We start from the raw sequence: 14,968 nt of genomic DNA on the forward strand, positions 1-14,968 counted from the left end.
TCGCGATGTCCTCGCACACCTGTTCGCGATGTCTCCGGTCCAAACACCCCCTTGAGGGGGAGATGGCCGGCAGGCCAGAGGGGGGCGCTGCCCCGTCGGCTTCGCCTACTTCGTCTCGCCCAGCCTCTCCGCCTTGTCGAGATTGTCCTTGCCGATGACGATCGGTGTCAAAAGCACCAGCTTTTCCTTCGGCTCGGTCTTGTCCCTGGCGTAGGCGACCGCGATCTGCACCGCAGTGCGCGATTGTTCGCCGGGGAATTGCTCGACCGTTCCGGCCAGCTTGCCGTCGCGCACGGCGACCAGCGCTTCGGGAAGCGCGTCGAAGCCGTAGATCTTGACGTCGGTGAAGTTGCGCGCCGCGCAGGCTTCAACCGCGCCAAGCGCCATATCGTCATTGGCGCAGATGATCGCGTCGGGCTTGCCGTTGGCGGCAAGGCCGGCCTCGGTGACGGACAGCGCCTCGGCGCGGGCGAAGTTGGCGGTCTGCTCGAAGATGATCTGATACTTGTCCTTCATCGGATCGAGGACGTTGTGCACACCCTTGTTGCGGTCGATCGCCGGGCCGGCACCGGGCTGGCCCTGCAGATGGAAGATCTTGGCGCCGTTCGGGAACGCCGCCACCATGGCCTTCGCTTCGGCCTCGCCGCCCTTGACGTTGTCGGCGCCGACATGGGCAAGGATGCCCTCGACGCCTTCCACACGGCGGTCGATGGTGACGACGGGAACGCCGGCCTTGACCGCTTCCTCGATGGCTGGGGCCAGCGCGTTGACGTCGAGCGGCGAGATGACGATGGCGTTGACCTTCTGCACGAGCGCCGCTTCGATATCGGCGGTCTGCTTGGGCGCCGAGTTCTGGCCGTCGCTTTCGACCAGGTTGACGCCCTGCGCCTGGGCTTCCGCCTTGATCTGGTTCAGCATGTGCACGAAGAACGGAAAGCCGAGGCTCGGCACCGAACCCAGGATGGTCAGCTTGTCCTGGGCAAAAGCCAGTTGCGGAGCGGCCAGCGCCAAAGCGGCCATCGCCGCCGACGACAGCAGGAATTCACGTCTGTTGATCAATTTAGTCTCCTCCCAGATGAGCGCACGACCCCGAAACCGGAATGGGTTTTCCGGAAGGTTCCTTGCGTCGATTCAAAAATGGAGTGTCCTTCGAGCGCCCAACTCGTGTTTGAAGGGACGCAACGGCGCTCCAGCCGGTCCACCGCGACGTTCTCCTCCGCTCGGTGCCTGCAGGCGGATGCTAGCCAAGGCCGGAGCTTTGCGCAAGAACGGGATCAGGCAAGACCTACCGATCGATCATCACCATGGTGCGCTGGCCGTAGCGCGGCCCGGCGACCTTTCCCGGCGCCAGCGCGTCGTCCAGCACTCGCATCTCGGCTGGGTCCAGCCTGATCGAAGCCGCGGCGACGTTCTCCTCGAGGTACTTGCGCCGCTTGGTGCCGGGGATCGGCACGATGTCGATGCCGAAGTCGCTCCCCTTGTGGAGCAGCCAGGCCAGCGCGATCTGACCTGGCTTGACGGGCTTCGCCGCGGCGATGTCGAGTACCGTGGCCGCCGCCTGCATATTGGCGTCATAGTTGGCGCCCTGGTAGCGCGGGTCGCCGCGCCGGTAATCGCCCTCCGGATAATCTTCGGCGCGCCTGACGTCGCCGGTGAGAAAGCCGCGGCCGAGCGGCGAGAACGGCACCAGGCCGATGCCGAGCTCCTTCAGCAGCGGAATGATTTCCGGTTCCAGATTGCGCTCCCACAGCGAATATTCGCTCTGCACGGCCGACACCGGATGCACGGCATGCGCCCGGCGGATATTGGCGGCGCCGGCTTCAGAGAGGCCGAAGAAGCGGACCTTGCCCTGAGCGATCAGCTCGCCGACAGCGCCCGCCACATCCTCGATCGGCACCGCCGGATCGACGCGGTGCTGATAGAGGAGGTCGACGTGGTCGGTGGCGAGCCTCCTCAGCGAACCTTCCAAAGCCTCGCGGATATGTTCGGGCCGGCTGTCGCGCTCGGTGCCGACTTGCTTGCCGTTTTCGATGCGGAAGCCGAATTTCGTCGCGATCGTCACCTCATCGCGCCGGCCCTTCAGCGCGCGGCCGAGCAGTTCCTCGTTGGTGAACGGCCCATACACTTCCGCGGTGTCGAGGAAGGTGCAGCCGAGTTCGATGGCGCGGTGCAGCGTGGCGGTCGATTCCGCCTCGTCGGCCGGGCCATAGGACTGGCTCATGCCCATGCAGCCGAGACCGATTGCCGAGACTTGCAGCCCCTGGCTGCCGAGTTTGTGCATCGTCAATGTCATGTGAAGCTCTCCGGATCAGCATCGCGTTCCAAGCCGCCCGGGCAATATAGCGCACCGGCTCGGTTTCCACAGAGCGGGAGGCGCCACCGCGCGCGGCTCGCAGCGACCGCCAAATTGACAGCCGAGCCGCTCTCGGCCATCCTTAAGTCACGCCGCCTTGCGGCTTGTGCGTGAGTAACCAGCATGGCCAGTTCCGTCGCCAGTCAGAAATCCAAGCGCGCCGCGGTGCGGAACGCGCTCGACCGCCACAAGGTGTACATCACTGCGCAGCGTTTTTCGGCCGGCAGCTACAGCGCGCGGGTGCTGGTCGACGGCGAGGCCTATTGGGTCGACGAATTCCGGCTCAGCCAGCTGCAGCAGGGCCTGTCGCCGGCCGAGCTCGAATTGACGCCGGCCACCGACGATTGAGCGGCGTGACGCCGACCTGCCCGATGCTGACAAAATGATTCAAGACATGCGCATCAAGCCGTTGTTTTTGCGCAAGAGCATGTGGCCGTGACCGCCCCGCCAAAGCTCAAGGCCTATCGCGCCAAGCGCGAGTTCACGAGGACGCCGGAACCAGCCGGCGGTCTGGTTGCCGGTGAGGGCAATCGTTTCGTCGTTCACAAGCATCACGCCACCGCCGATCACTACGATCTGCGCCTGCAGGTTGGCGACGTGCTGAAGAGCTGGGCGGTGCCGCGCGGCCCGTCGCTCAACCCCGCCGACAAACGGCTGGCGGTCGAGACCGAGGACCATCCGCTTGAGTATATCGACTTCGAAGGTGTCATTCCCGAAGGCGAATATGGCGGCGGGCCGATGATCGTCTGGGACACCGGCGTCTGGGCGCCGATGGACGATGTCGAGAAGAGCCTGCGCAGCGGTTCCTTCAAGTTCCGGCTGGCCGGCGAAAAGCTCAATGGCGGCTGGATGCTGACGCGGCTGAAACCGAAGCCCGGCGAGGATGAGGGCAAGAAGAACTGGCTGCTGTTCAAGGAGCGCGATCTCGCCGCCGACGCCAAGCTCGACATACTGGAAGCCCGGCCGGAAAGCGTCAAATCCGGACGCCGCATCGAGGAGCTGGTGGCAACGCCGAAGCCGGCCGCCAAACCTGCCAGGCCGGTGGTGCTGAAACCCGGCGCTTTGCCGGGCGTCGTCAAGGCGCCGCCGCCTTCCCGGATCGAGCCGCAGCTGACTACGCAGGTTCCGAAGCCGCCGGGCGGCGATGACCCAGCGGCCCGAACGGGCGAAGTCTGGCTGCACGAGATCAAATTCGATGGCTACCGCACCATGGCGCATCTCGCTAACGGCGCAGTCAGGCTGATCACCCGCGCCGGCCTCGACTGGACGAAGCGCTATGGCGACCTGCCGCTTGCATTCGCCAGGCTGCCGTGCCGCGAGGCGATCATCGACGGCGAGGTCGTCGCGCTGGACGCCAAGGGCATCAGCCGCTTTGCCCTTTTGCAAGACGCGCTGGCCGAAGGCGCCGGCAACAAGCTCCACTTCTACGCTTTCGATCTTCTGTATCTCGACGGCTGGGACCTGAGACAAGCGCCGCTCCGCCGGCGCAAGGCGCTGCTTTCGCAATTGCTGTCCGGTCTCGGCGCCAATTCGGCCATCCAGCTCAGCGATCATGTCGAAGGAGACGGCCAAGCACTTTATGACCAGGCATCCGAGATGGGGCTCGAGGGTGTCGTCTCCAAGCGCGCCACGGCAATCTACCAGAGCGGCCGTACCAAGACCTGGACCAAGACCAAGGCGCTTCAGACCGGCGACTTCGTCATCGCCGGCTACACAGTCTCCGATGCGGCAGAGGGGTTGGCTGCACTTGGCCTCGGCGAATTCGAAGACGGCGAGCTGCACTATCGCGGCAAGGTCGGCACCGGCTTCGATGCGGGGACCGCCGGCGAATTGCTGGCCAGGCTGGAGCCGCTAAAGGCGGGTGCGTCCGCGCCGGAAGGCGTTCCGCGCGAGATCATGCGCGAGATGAAGTGGGTGCGGCCGCTGCTTTCGGCGCACATCCACTACGCCAACCGGACCACCGACAATGCGCTGCGCCATGCGGTGTTCCGCGGCCTGCGCGACGTCGGCCTGTCGACGCCGGTTTCGGCCAAGCGCAAGCGGCTGATCGCCGAGGCCGACCTCGCCACCATCTGGGTGACCAACCCGACGCGACGGCTGTTCGGCAAGACCGGCCCGACCAAGCTCGACATTGCCGTCTATTATGCGCTGGTCGGCGATTTCATGCTGCCGCACATTCTCGGCCGGCCGGTGTCGCTGGTGCGCTGCCCGACCGGCAGGCCGCAGGACTGTTTCTTCCAGCGCCACGCCTTCACCGGCATGCCGTCCTCTGTGGCGACTTTCGAAGCGACCAATTCGGAGGGCGAGACCAAATCCTATCTCTCGGTGGAAGACGCCAAGGGCTATCTGGCGCTGGCGCAGTTCGGTGTCGTCGAGTTCCACACCTGGGGCACCCATCGCACGCGGCTCGACAAGCCGGACCTGGTCGTTTTCGACCTCGACCCGGGCGAGGGGATCGCCTGGCGCGAGGTTGTTGAGGCGGCGGTGCACATTAAGGGCGAGCTGGAAGCGCTAGGGCTGGTGCCGTTCGCCAAGACGTCCGGCGGCCACGGCATCCACATATCAGTGCCGGTGACGCAAAAGCAGAACTGGAAGAAATTGCACCAGGCGACCAGCGCCATCTCGACGCATCTTGCCGCCACCGCGCCCGACACTTTCACCACCACCATGGGCAAGGATAACCGCAAGCGGCGTATCTTCATCGATTATCACCGCAATGCGCGCGGCCACACTTCTGCGGCTCCCTATTCGCTGCGCGCCCGCACCAATTTGCCGGCCTCGACGCCGGTGAGCTGGAGCGATCTGGAATCCATCGACGCTCCGCAGGATCTGAATTATTCGTCGCTGCCGGGCCTGCTGGCGACGTCAGGCGATCCCTGGGCCGACATGGAAGATTTCGCCAGGGATTTGCCGGTGGTTGGACCTGAGGCTGGCTGACTGTTGATTCATGTTTCGGGAAACAGCCTCGGGAACAGCGTGTCCAAGGCCTTGGCGGGAAAGCGCAGGGATACCGGCCCTTTGGGCGTTTCGGATTCCAGCAGCCCAAGCGAAATGACATCATTGAAAACCCGCCGCGCGGTCCGCTCGGGCAGTCCGGTAATGCGCGAGATTTCGCCTCGCTCGAATTCGCCGCGTATCAGCGCCTCTTCCAGCAGACGGCTGGCTTCCGGCTTCAACTCGCTGCTTGTAGCGTAGGCGCGAAGACGCTTTGCCAACGTGGCGAGATCAAAAAGGCCGGACATGAAGGTCACTTGGTCAACACAGACGCGCAGGAACCACAGGGTGAAATCTGCTAGCGCGCGCTGTGAGAGATTGCCTCTGCCGTCGAGATCGCCCTGGCGCGGCATGTCGGCATGATCCATCATGGTCTTGTAGTCTTTGCGACTCTTCAGCCCTCGCGCCAGTCCACGTGAAATCGACCACAATCCATGAGCGGCGATACCTGCCTCATGTGCCATCGCATGGCTCATCAAGCGGCTGACGCGCCCGTTGCCGTCGGGAAATGGATGGATGAAATTGAAGCGATGATGCGCAGCAGGAATGGCGAGTATCCGGCCTGCCTTGCCGAGCTTTGCGAAGCGGTAGCGCGTTTCGAAATAGCACATGAAATCGTCGACGCGGACGCTGGATGGCGGTTGATGCCTGCCGACCGCAACATCGTGCTCAAGTTTCGATCGCCATTCCCCGGGCACCATGAGAAATTCGCGCCCTGCACCCTTGACACGCAGCATGAGTTCCTCGGCATCCCGATAGAATTCCTGATGCAGCCACAGGATGAAGTCGCGGGAAGCCGGATCAGGTAATCGGCCCCGCGCAGCCATCCGGTCGATCTCGGCCTGGAGCCTGACGTGAGTGGCGGCTTCAAGTTGCAGGTTCCGCCGTTCCTCATCCTTGTCGAAATTTCCTGCCAGCGCGCGCTCGATGTCGCGCGGACGCGTGTCATGGCCCTCTATGAGGTTGCTGTAATAGGTATTCATAATGCGCACGAGATCGGCGAGGTTGGCAGCAGTACGGGGATGAAGGCTGCCGCCCAACGTAGCGGACGCCGCCGACAATTCCGCCAGGGCATCCGAGATTTCCTCGGATACCTCCTCCAGACGGGCCGGTTCGATCCGCTGTACGCTTTCTTCCATGGTACGGCTGCCTCCAATTTTTGGCCGATCTTCATAATTAATAAGTACATAATCATAAATGGTTTTTTCTAGATTAATAGAAAAATTGGCCGATCTTTTGGCCGATTGTCTGCCAGCCGGCCGGCGATCGGTCATGGCCGATCGCAAACGGCGTTATCAGATTGAAACTCCAGCATCAAAGCGGGTCGAGGCACAGGTTTGGCCGATCTTTTGGCCGCTGCACAGAGCCGTCCGGTAGAATGGTGACGGCGGTGCGCCGGTCCGATCTGGAATCCATCGACGCTCCGGAAAATTTGAATTATTCTTCCCGTCAGGTCCCACCGCCGATCCTTCAGCCAAGATGGAAGATTTCGCTAGGGATTTGCCGGTATTGTAAGGGGTCGATGTAGGATTTCGGCAGCCCCGTTCGTCCTCCGGACGAATGAACGCTGCGAACAGTTCGACAGCACAAGGCCGCGTAGGAGTATTTCATGGCGCCCAGGGCAAGTTGGAAAGGTTACCTCAAGCTCAGTCTGGTCAGCTGTCCGGTCCGGCTCTATCCGGCGACGAGCGCCAGCGAGCGCATCAGCTTCAACCAGCTGCACAAGAAGACGCACAACCGCATCAACATGAAGCCGGTCGACCCCGAGCTCGGGCTGGTCGAGCGTTCGGACCTGGTCAAGGGCTACGAATACGAGGACAAGCAGTACATCATCATCGAGGACTCCGATCTCGATGCGGTGCGCATCGAATCCAACCATACGATGAACATCGAGGCTTTTGTCGACGAGCATTCGGTCGACGTCATCTATCAGGACGCGCCCTATTACCTGGCGCCGGACGGCGCAATGGCCGAGGAGACCTTCGCCGTGCTGCGCGAAGCCATGCGCAAATCCGGCAAGCTGGCGATCGCCCGCCTGGTGCTGTCCAGCCGCGAGCGCGTGGTGACGATCGGCGCGCGCGAGAACGGCATGTTCGTCTGCACCTTGAGGAATCCGAACGAAGTGCGTGGCACGGCTGAGTATTTCGGCAATATCCCGGCCGGAAACCCCGATCCCGAAATGCTGCAATTGGCCGAGGCGCTGATCAAGCAGAAGGAAACCACCTTCGATCCGAAGAATTACGAGGACCGCTACGAGATCGCGCTGATGACAATGATCCGCGAGAAGCTCAAGGGCCACAAGCCGATCATCGCGGCGGCCCCCGAGCGCGGCAATGTCATCAATTTGATGGATGCGCTGAAGGCCAGCCTGTCCCAATCGGCCAAGCCGCCAGCCAAGTCGAAGAGCAAGGCCGATGAAACGGCCAAGCCCGCGGCGAAATCCGCCAAGGCCAGCGCCGCCGCGGCCAAGGAAAACCCGCTCAAGGCGAACCTTCTCAAAGCCGTCGGCAAGAGCAAGGCGTGACGGCTCTCGCCGGCACGGTCTTCGGCATCGTCGGCGCGCTGGCCGCCTTTCCGCTCAGGTTGGCGGCGCGCGAGCTCGAGCGCCAGCACGGCGAGTTGCGGCGCGGCGTCACTCGGCGCACCACACATGTCGTGTTGGGCCGCATGTTGCTCGCCAGGGCCGGCGATACCGAGATTGAGCGCCGCGTCGTCACCGAGCGCGCGGCCGGGCGCAAGCTGGTCAGCGAGAACGGCTTCCTGCGCCTGCTCAGGCTGATGAAGGCGCCGGAGGCTTCGGCGCTGTCGCGGCAGTCGCTGATCGACCAGTCGCGGCTGACCGGCGCGGATCTCGACCTTTTGTCGCTGTTCGATGCCTTCGAGCATGATTGCGAACCGTATTCCTTTCGCGACCTAATCCTCGCCCGCAAATATGCCGGGCTGGTTGCCGGCGGCGCCTCATGGGGGGCGATTGCGCGCTCGGTGCACCGGTCGGGCCCGGTCGCCTCGCTCACCGCCAAGTCGCTTGCCGTCGGCTCACAGCATGGGCGGGCCGATGCGATCTATCTCGAGGGCGGCCAGAGCGAACTCGACGGCCAGTTGCTGTTCGATCTGGGAACGCAGGATGACGACACGCTGGAAGAGCTGTTCGCCGATGCCGAGGCGGCGGAAGGGGCTGAAGACCACGAGCAGGCGGCGGCCCTCTACCAGCGCTGCCTGGCCATCGACCCGAGCGATGCCATCGCCGCCTTCAACCGCGCCAACTGCCTGCGCGCCGCCGGCCAAGCGGCCGAGGCGGCGCACGACTATGCCCGCGCCATCAAGTGCGACCCCGGCTTCGTCGAGGCCTGGTTCAATCTTGCCGGGCTGATGAGCGAAGAGCGGCGGGTAGCCTCGGCGCGCCGCCATTTGTTGAAGGCGATCGCATTGGACGCTGATTATGCCGATGCGGTATTCAACCTTGCGAGGCTGGAGTTCGACGCCGGCAATCTCGCCGAGGCGCGGCGTCGCTGGGTGCGCTATCTCGAGCTCGACGCCAATTCCGAATGGGCGCGCATGGCGGCCAAGGGGATACAGTTCGTTGATTTGCAGCTGGCGCAAAAGTCGGCGTCCTACTGACATGCTTGATTCAAAAACCATTCGAAAAACAGTTTCAGAAGAACTTCATGCGCGCCTGGGGGCGAAATGGTTCAAGCCGGACACCGCCAAGCTTCTGGTAGCATCCGCAGACAATTTGACCGACTTCAGCATCGAGTTCGACTGCTATGCTGACCGCCGGTACGGAGACTATGACTGCTCACTCTCGGCCGTCTTCAAATGGAAGAAATTCGCCAAGTCATACAGGGACTTTAGCGCTTGGTATGCGATTAAGGATCCAAGTTCGGCACAATTCAAAACTAAAAGCTCCGAGCAATTGAACGCACAATTCCTCGGAGTTGCTTTCGATGGGATTGACAGCGACTTTGTTAGAAGCCGAGGGCCGTTTTGGGTCGCGAATGAACAGAACCTGGACGGGTTCATAGCCCAGTGCGTCGATGATTTGGATGGCAAGGTCGGCGAGTGGATCAAGAGGTGGTTCACTTGGTCTTCGGCGCAGGATGTCATGAACGGTAACGAGCAGTTGTGCGGAACGTGGCGAGATCATGCTTACTTTTGCCTGCTGGAACAGGTTCATGGGCGTGAAGCAGCTTGCTCCTGGGTTGGCGGTCTCGATCGGGCAAACTGGCCCGAATATCAGACAGCCCAGATCGAGTATCTGCGGTCACAAGTTTGTAACGCGAGTGCAGCGCGGCCATAGTCGTTGCGGGCCTACCTGGAGTTCGAAGCCCGATGCCAACCGCCTTCCTATTCGACGGCCCCGAAACCGCCGCCATCACCATCCTACTCGCCCACGGCGCCGGGGCGCCGATGGACTCGGCCTCGATGACCGCCACGGCAAAAGCGCTAGCCGCAGCCGGCTTCCGCGTCGCGCGCTTCGAATTCCACTACATGGCGGCTCGCCGCTACGGCCACCGCAAGCCGCCGCCGCGCGCCGAGACGGTTAACCCGGAATACGTCAAGGCGATCGCCGACCTCCGGGCGAAGGGCGTGAAGGGTCCGCTGATCGTCGGCGGCAAGTCGATGGGCGGACGCGTCGCTTCGATGATCGCCGACGAGATGTTTTCGAAGGGCGAGATTTCAGGGCTGCTGTGTCTCGGCTATCCCTTCCATCCGCCTGACAAACCGACGCAGCTTCGGACAAAACACCTGGCCGATCTCAAGACGCCGACAGTGATCTTCCAGGGCACGCGCGACGAGTTCGGGACCAAAGACGAGGTCGCGACCTATGCTCTGTCCGACGCAATCGAGATCTTCTGGCTGGAAGACGGCGACCATGATCTGAAGCCGCGCAAAAACATCTCCGGCTTCTCCACCGCCGATCATCTGAAGACGCTCGCTGATGCGGTGAAGGCGTGGACCGAACGCATCGTGCGCTGAAGCAGGCCGATGAAGATCGCCACCTTCAACGTCAACAACATCAACAGCCGGCTGCCGAACCTGCTCGCATGGCTGGCTGCCGCCAAACCCGACATCGCCTGCCTGCAGGAGCTCAAGGCGAGACAGACGCAGTTTCCGCGCACTGCGCTGGCGGCCGCCGGCTACGGCGCGGTTTGCGTCGGGCAGCCGACCTGGAACGGCGTCGCCATCCTTTCGCGTGGCGCAGAACCCGTTCTGACCCGTAAGGCGCTGCCCGGCGACGACAGCGACCAGCAGGCGCGCTACATCGAAGCGGCGGTCAACGGCATCGTCGTCGCCTGCCTCTACGCGCCGAACGGCAATCCGCAGCCCGGGCCGAAATTCCAGTACAAGCTCAACTGGCACGAGAGGCTGGAGGCGCATGCGGCACAGTTGCTCGACACCGGCCTGCCGGTGGTGCTGGCCGGCGACTACAACATCGTGCCCGAGCCGCGCGACATCTACCCGACCCGCTCCTATGACGACAACGCGCTGGTGCAGCCGGAAAGCCGCGCATCGTTCCAGCGGCTGCTCGACCAGGGCTGGCTTGACGCGCTGCGCAAGAAGCACCCGAACGAGACGCTCTACACATTCTGGGACTATCGCCGCAACCGCTGGCCGCGCGATGCCGGCCTGCGCCTCGACCATATCTTGCTCAGCAAGAAGCTGTCGCGCCGGCTGGTAGCGGCGGGCATCGACCGCGACATGCGCGGCGAGACCGGCGCCAGCGATCACGCGCCGGTCTGGGTGGAGTTGAAGTGAGGCACGGAGGCTGGCGCCGCCTTTCCGGGCGGCAACCAGTCAGGTTGGCCGCGCCGCTTCGCGGGCGAACGCCTCGGCATGCCGGCAACCCTCGACGATCTCGAAGGCCATCTGATGGTCGGCTTCCGCTCGTCGCGGACCGGCGAGGTCATGCCGCTCGAATTCACCGTCGGCGGCGCGTTGCGCTATGTCAGCCTGCCCAACCAGGTGACGGTCAACGGCTCCGACACGATGGCGGAGCTGGCGCGTCTCGGCTTCGGCCTGGTGCAGGCGCCGCACTACCGCTTCGCCGGGGATTTCGCACGCGGCACGCTTGTCGAAGTGCTGCCGGATTACCCGCTGTCGCCGACACCGCTGTCGGCGCTCTACCCACAGAACCGCCAGCTCGCGCCACGGGTACGCGTGTTCATCGACTGGGTGACCGGGATTTTTGGCGAGGATGGGACATCGGGCCGGGTGTGATCGTCCGGGCCGCCGGCTACTTTGCGAAGGGCGATCGGACGAGATAAACATCGCACTTGGGTTTAGTGACAAGCGCACCGCCGGCGCCTATGCCGTGACGGGCGGATTGGGTGAGGACAAAAGCTGCGCTCTCGCTGCGTTCGCGTCGTAGGGCCGGCAAACTGTAAGAGATCTGCGACATTGTTGCGCTGATCGAAGCGAGGGAAACCGAAAAGCCGATGGTTGCGGAAGGTACAAAAACGGACCGCTTCACCTTCACGATGGAAAATTCGGACAGTTAGCCGACAACTCGGCCCATGCTCGATCCAATTCGAGTTTCGATTGGGTCTTTTCAATGCTTTTCGCGGTAGAGTTGTCGATGAAGTTGCTTTCGACCCGCATGACTCGAAAATTTCCACCTGATGGCCGCTGATAGAGGACAATATAGCCGCAGTAACGATCGATGTTTTCAAACTTCGCCGCTATGTCGACTGCGGCATAGACGCCAGGAAAGGCAGCGTTCTCTGGGTCCTTCAACCACGTGAATTTGAGTAGCCGGCGCTCGCGCACAGCGCCGGCCTGAGAATGAAAATGTTTACTTTGCTCCATGAAGGCGTTCGATGGGATCGAAGCTTTGGCGGTATCAGTTTTCATTTCGTATGCCCGCCCATACTCTTGGTTATCGAGCGAAAGGAAATAGCGACCAACCGTTTCCGTTGCATCTCGAACCGCGTCCTCCGAGGGCGTCCACTCTTGCGATTGTGCGGGTAGGATCGCGACCAACACCGAAGTCACGATCGCTAGGAAAGCTACGGCTGCATGTGTCATGGTAATTTCTTCGCAGGAGCTTGCCACGAATGCAATCCGGTCACGGCCGATAGCCAGAATTTCGAACTGACCCACATCCCAATGGCGCGCTATGTTAGCGCTGCTGCAAGCGGATTGTCACATATCTCGAGCTCCAGCCACTTGCGGTTGCCCGTGCGCGCCATCGCGGCCCTGATCCTTGATCAGCTCCGCCCTCGTGCTATAAAAAACCATGTCAGGGACCAGCCCCGCGGCCACTGCGCCGCTCATCGTGATTGACCTTCAGACCGGCATGTTCGACGGCGTCGCCGAGCCGCCGATCCATGATGCCGACGGCATGGTCGCCCGCAGCCGCGCGCTGATCGAGTGGGCGCGGCGCAGCGGGCGCAAGGTCGCCTTCGTCCGGCATGACGGGCCGCAGGGCGATCCTCTGGCGCCGGGTGAGCCGGGCTGGCCGGTGTGGCCGGCGCTCGGCCAGGCCGAGGACGAGCCGACTTTCGCCAAGCGTGTCGGCGATGCGTTCAGCAATGCCGCCCTTGCAGCATGGGTGGCCGGGCAGGGCGCCGGCGAGGTCGTTCTGATCGGCGCGCAGACCGATTTTTGCGTGGCGGCCACGGTGAAGGGCGCCTTTGCGGCGAGCCTGGGCGTCACCGTGGTTTCCGACGCCCACAGCACGCTCGACACCACCAGCGAGACCGCCGCGGAGATCATCGCCCGGCACAATGCGGCATTTGCCGCCGCCGGGGTCAAAATGGCGACGACGAAGGCGCTTACCGATAGCTGATCCGCCGGCTCATCCCTACGCCGTCAAAGCCTGATCCAGCCGGGAAGCAACTGGCGGGTTCAGACAATTTGGCGCGGGGCGCCTCGCCACTGCGGGCTTCCTCTGACGCGGCCTATCGCGTATTGGCGCGGGAACGCTCCTTTGGCCTTCCCCGGAAACCCATGATACGTCTCGAAAGCATCAGCAAGCAGAACGGCCGTCAGATCGTCTTCATCGAAGCCTCCGCCGCCTTGCAGAAGGGCGAGAAGGTCGGGCTGGTCGGGCCTAATGGCGCCGGCAAGACGACGCTGTTTCGCATGATCAACGGCGAGGAGCAGCCCGACGAAGGCCAGGTCTCCGTCGATCGCGGCGTCACCATCGGCTATTTCAGTCAGGATGTCGGGGACATGTCCGGCCGCAGCGCCGTTGCCGAAGTGATGGACGGCGCCGGCCCGGTGAGCGAAGTGGCGGCCGAGATGCGCGAGCTCGAGCACGCCATGGGCGACCCCGATCGCGCCGGTGAAATGGATGAGATCATCGCCCGTTACGGCGAGGCACAGCACCGCTTCGAGGAGCTCGACGGTTACGCGCTGGATGGGCGTGCTCGCGAGGTGCTGGACGGCCTTGGCTTCAGCCAGGAGATGATGGACGGCGACGTCGGCAAGCTGTCCGGCGGCTGGAAAATGCGCGTAGCACTTGCCAGGATCCTTTTGATGCGGCCCGACGCCATGCTGCTCGACGAACCGAGCAACCATCTCGACCTCGAAAGCCTGATCTGGCTGGAGCAGTTCCTGAAGAACTATGACGGCGCGCTGCTGATGACTTCGCACGACCGCGAGTTCATGAACCGCATCGTCAACAAGGTGGTCGAGATCGACGGCGGTTCGCTGACCGCCTACTCCGGCAACTACGAATTCTACCAGCAGCAGCGGGCGATTGCCGACCGGCAGCAGCAGGCGCAGTTCGAGCGCCAGCAGGCGATGCTGGCCAAGGAGATCGCCTTCATCGAGCGCTTCAAGGCACGTGCCTCGCATGCCGCCCAGGTGCAGAGCCGGGTGAAGAAGCTGGACAAGATCGACCGGGTCGAGCCGCCCAAGCGCCGCCAGAAGGTATCGTTCGACTTCCAGCCGGCGCCGCGCTGCGGCGAGGACGTGGTGACGCTGAAGAACGTGCACAAGGGCTATGGCAGCCGCTCGATCTACGAGGGATTGGATTTTCAGGTGCGCCGCCGCGAGCGCTGGTGCATCATGGGCGTCAACGGCGCCGGCAAGTCGACGCTGCTGAAGCTGGTCGCTGGCGCTTCCGAGCCGGACAATGGCACGGTGGCGCGCGGGCCCAGCGTCAAGATGGGCTATTTCGCCCAGCACGCCATGGAAGTGCTGGAGGGCGAGCGCACCGTGTTCCAGACGCTGGAAGATGCATTTCCGCAGGCCGGCCAGGCGCCGCTCAGGGCGCTGGCCGGCTGCTTCGGCTTTTCCGGCGACGAGATCGAGAAGAAATGCCGCGTGCTGTCGGGCGGCGAGAAGGCGCGGCTGGTGATGGCGCTGATGCTGTTCGATCCGCCCAATTTGCTGGTGCTGGACGAGCCGACCAACCACCTCGACATCGCCACCAAGGAGATGCTGATCACGGCACTGTCGCAGTACGAGGGAACCATGCTGTTCGTCTCGCATGACCGCCATTTCCTGGCGGCGCTGTCGAACCGGGTGCTGGAACTGACGCCCGAGGGCATCCACACCTATGGCGGCGGCTATACCGAATATGTCGAGCGCACCGGGCAGGAGGCGCCGGGGTTGCGGAGCTGAGGCCGGCTCTGCCGCTCACGGTCACGTAGACGCTCGATTCCGGAGGCC

13 protein-coding genes and 1 pseudogene are annotated in these 14,968 nt (G+C 63.2%); 10 read left to right on the forward strand and 4 right to left on the reverse strand.

What is annotated here, in order from left to right; translation table 11 throughout:
• Window positions 1-105 precede the first annotated feature (105 nt).
• On the reverse strand, window positions 106-1,056 hold the full coding sequence (locus tag NKJ20_RS28505; RefSeq protein WP_352748727.1) for a substrate-binding domain-containing protein: 951 nt from the start codon (window positions 1,054-1,056) through the stop codon (window positions 106-108).
• 229 nt (window positions 1,057-1,285) lie between these two features.
• Complete coding sequence (locus tag NKJ20_RS28510) at window positions 1,286-2,293, reverse strand: aldo/keto reductase (protein WP_352748674.1); 1,008 nt, start codon at window positions 2,291-2,293, stop codon at window positions 1,286-1,288.
• Between the two features lie 183 nt (window positions 2,294-2,476).
• Here NKJ20_RS28510 and NKJ20_RS28515 point away from each other — a divergent pair, with 183 nt between their 5' ends.
• Entirely contained in the window at window positions 2,477-2,701 is a 225-nt protein-coding gene (locus NKJ20_RS28515; protein WP_023675682.1) for a hypothetical protein, read from the forward strand.
• Between the two features lie 87 nt (window positions 2,702-2,788).
• Entirely contained in the window at window positions 2,789-5,290 is a 2,502-nt protein-coding gene (ligD, locus tag NKJ20_RS28520) for a DNA ligase D (RefSeq protein WP_352748676.1), read from the forward strand.
• Between the two features lie 8 nt (window positions 5,291-5,298).
• Here the strand turns inward: ligD and NKJ20_RS28525 are convergent, their stop codons facing one another.
• Window positions 5,299-6,621 carry a Fic family protein gene (locus tag NKJ20_RS28525; protein ID WP_352748677.1) on the reverse strand — a complete coding sequence of 441 codons (1,323 nt, stop codon included), beginning with the start codon at window positions 6,619-6,621 and terminating at the stop codon, window positions 5,299-5,301.
• A 335-nt stretch (window positions 6,622-6,956) separates the two neighbouring features.
• On the opposite strand from NKJ20_RS28525, the gene ku reads away from it, so the two are divergent.
• The 6 genes and pseudogenes from ku to NKJ20_RS28555 all read left to right on the forward strand — a co-directional run.
• The gene (gene ku, locus NKJ20_RS28530) at window positions 6,957-7,871 is read left to right on the forward strand and encodes a non-homologous end joining protein Ku (protein ID WP_352708693.1); all 915 of its coding nucleotides are present in this window, start codon (window positions 6,957-6,959) and stop codon (window positions 7,869-7,871) included.
• Entirely contained in the window at window positions 7,868-8,965 is a 1,098-nt protein-coding gene (locus NKJ20_RS28535; RefSeq protein WP_352748680.1) for a tetratricopeptide repeat protein, read from the forward strand. The genes ku and NKJ20_RS28535 overlap by 4 nt, the downstream gene beginning before the upstream one ends.
• A gap of 1 nt (window position 8,966) precedes the next feature.
• Window positions 8,967-9,644 (forward strand): hypothetical protein, encoded by a 678-nt coding sequence (locus NKJ20_RS28540; protein WP_352748683.1) that lies wholly within the window; start codon window positions 8,967-8,969, stop codon window positions 9,642-9,644.
• A gap of 32 nt (window positions 9,645-9,676) precedes the next feature.
• Entirely contained in the window at window positions 9,677-10,324 is a 648-nt protein-coding gene (locus NKJ20_RS28545; protein ID WP_352708698.1) for an alpha/beta hydrolase family protein, read from the forward strand.
• 9 nt (window positions 10,325-10,333) lie between these two features.
• On the forward strand, window positions 10,334-11,104 hold the full coding sequence (locus NKJ20_RS28550) for an exodeoxyribonuclease III (protein WP_352708700.1): 771 nt from the start codon (window positions 10,334-10,336) through the stop codon (window positions 11,102-11,104).
• Window positions 11,105-11,170: 66 nt separating this feature from the next.
• A pseudogene (locus NKJ20_RS28555) lies at window positions 11,171-11,566 on the forward strand (LysR substrate-binding domain-containing protein); the annotation flags it as partial.
• A 255-nt stretch (window positions 11,567-11,821) separates the two neighbouring features.
• On the opposite strand, the gene NKJ20_RS28560 reads toward NKJ20_RS28555, so the two are convergent.
• Window positions 11,822-12,373 (reverse strand): DUF4019 domain-containing protein, encoded by a 552-nt coding sequence (locus NKJ20_RS28560; protein WP_352748685.1) that lies wholly within the window; start codon window positions 12,371-12,373, stop codon window positions 11,822-11,824.
• Between the two features lie 211 nt (window positions 12,374-12,584).
• Between NKJ20_RS28560 and NKJ20_RS28565 the strand changes: the two genes are divergently transcribed.
• Both NKJ20_RS28565 and NKJ20_RS28570 read left to right on the forward strand, forming a co-directional pair.
• Window positions 12,585-13,136: an isochorismatase family protein gene (locus tag NKJ20_RS28565; RefSeq protein WP_352708702.1), complete on the forward strand. Its 552-nt coding sequence runs from the start codon at window positions 12,585-12,587 to the stop codon at window positions 13,134-13,136.
• Window positions 13,137-13,297: 161 nt separating this feature from the next.
• Window positions 13,298-14,920 carry an ABC-F family ATP-binding cassette domain-containing protein gene (locus NKJ20_RS28570; RefSeq protein ID WP_023675691.1) on the forward strand — a complete coding sequence of 541 codons (1,623 nt, stop codon included), beginning with the start codon at window positions 13,298-13,300 and terminating at the stop codon, window positions 14,918-14,920.
• The last annotated feature ends 48 nt before the right edge of the window (window positions 14,921-14,968 follow it).

The sequence above is a fragment of the Mesorhizobium sp. M0185 genome (assembly GCF_040322175.1).
Taxonomy (GTDB): Bacteria; Pseudomonadota; Alphaproteobacteria; order Rhizobiales; family Rhizobiaceae; genus Mesorhizobium.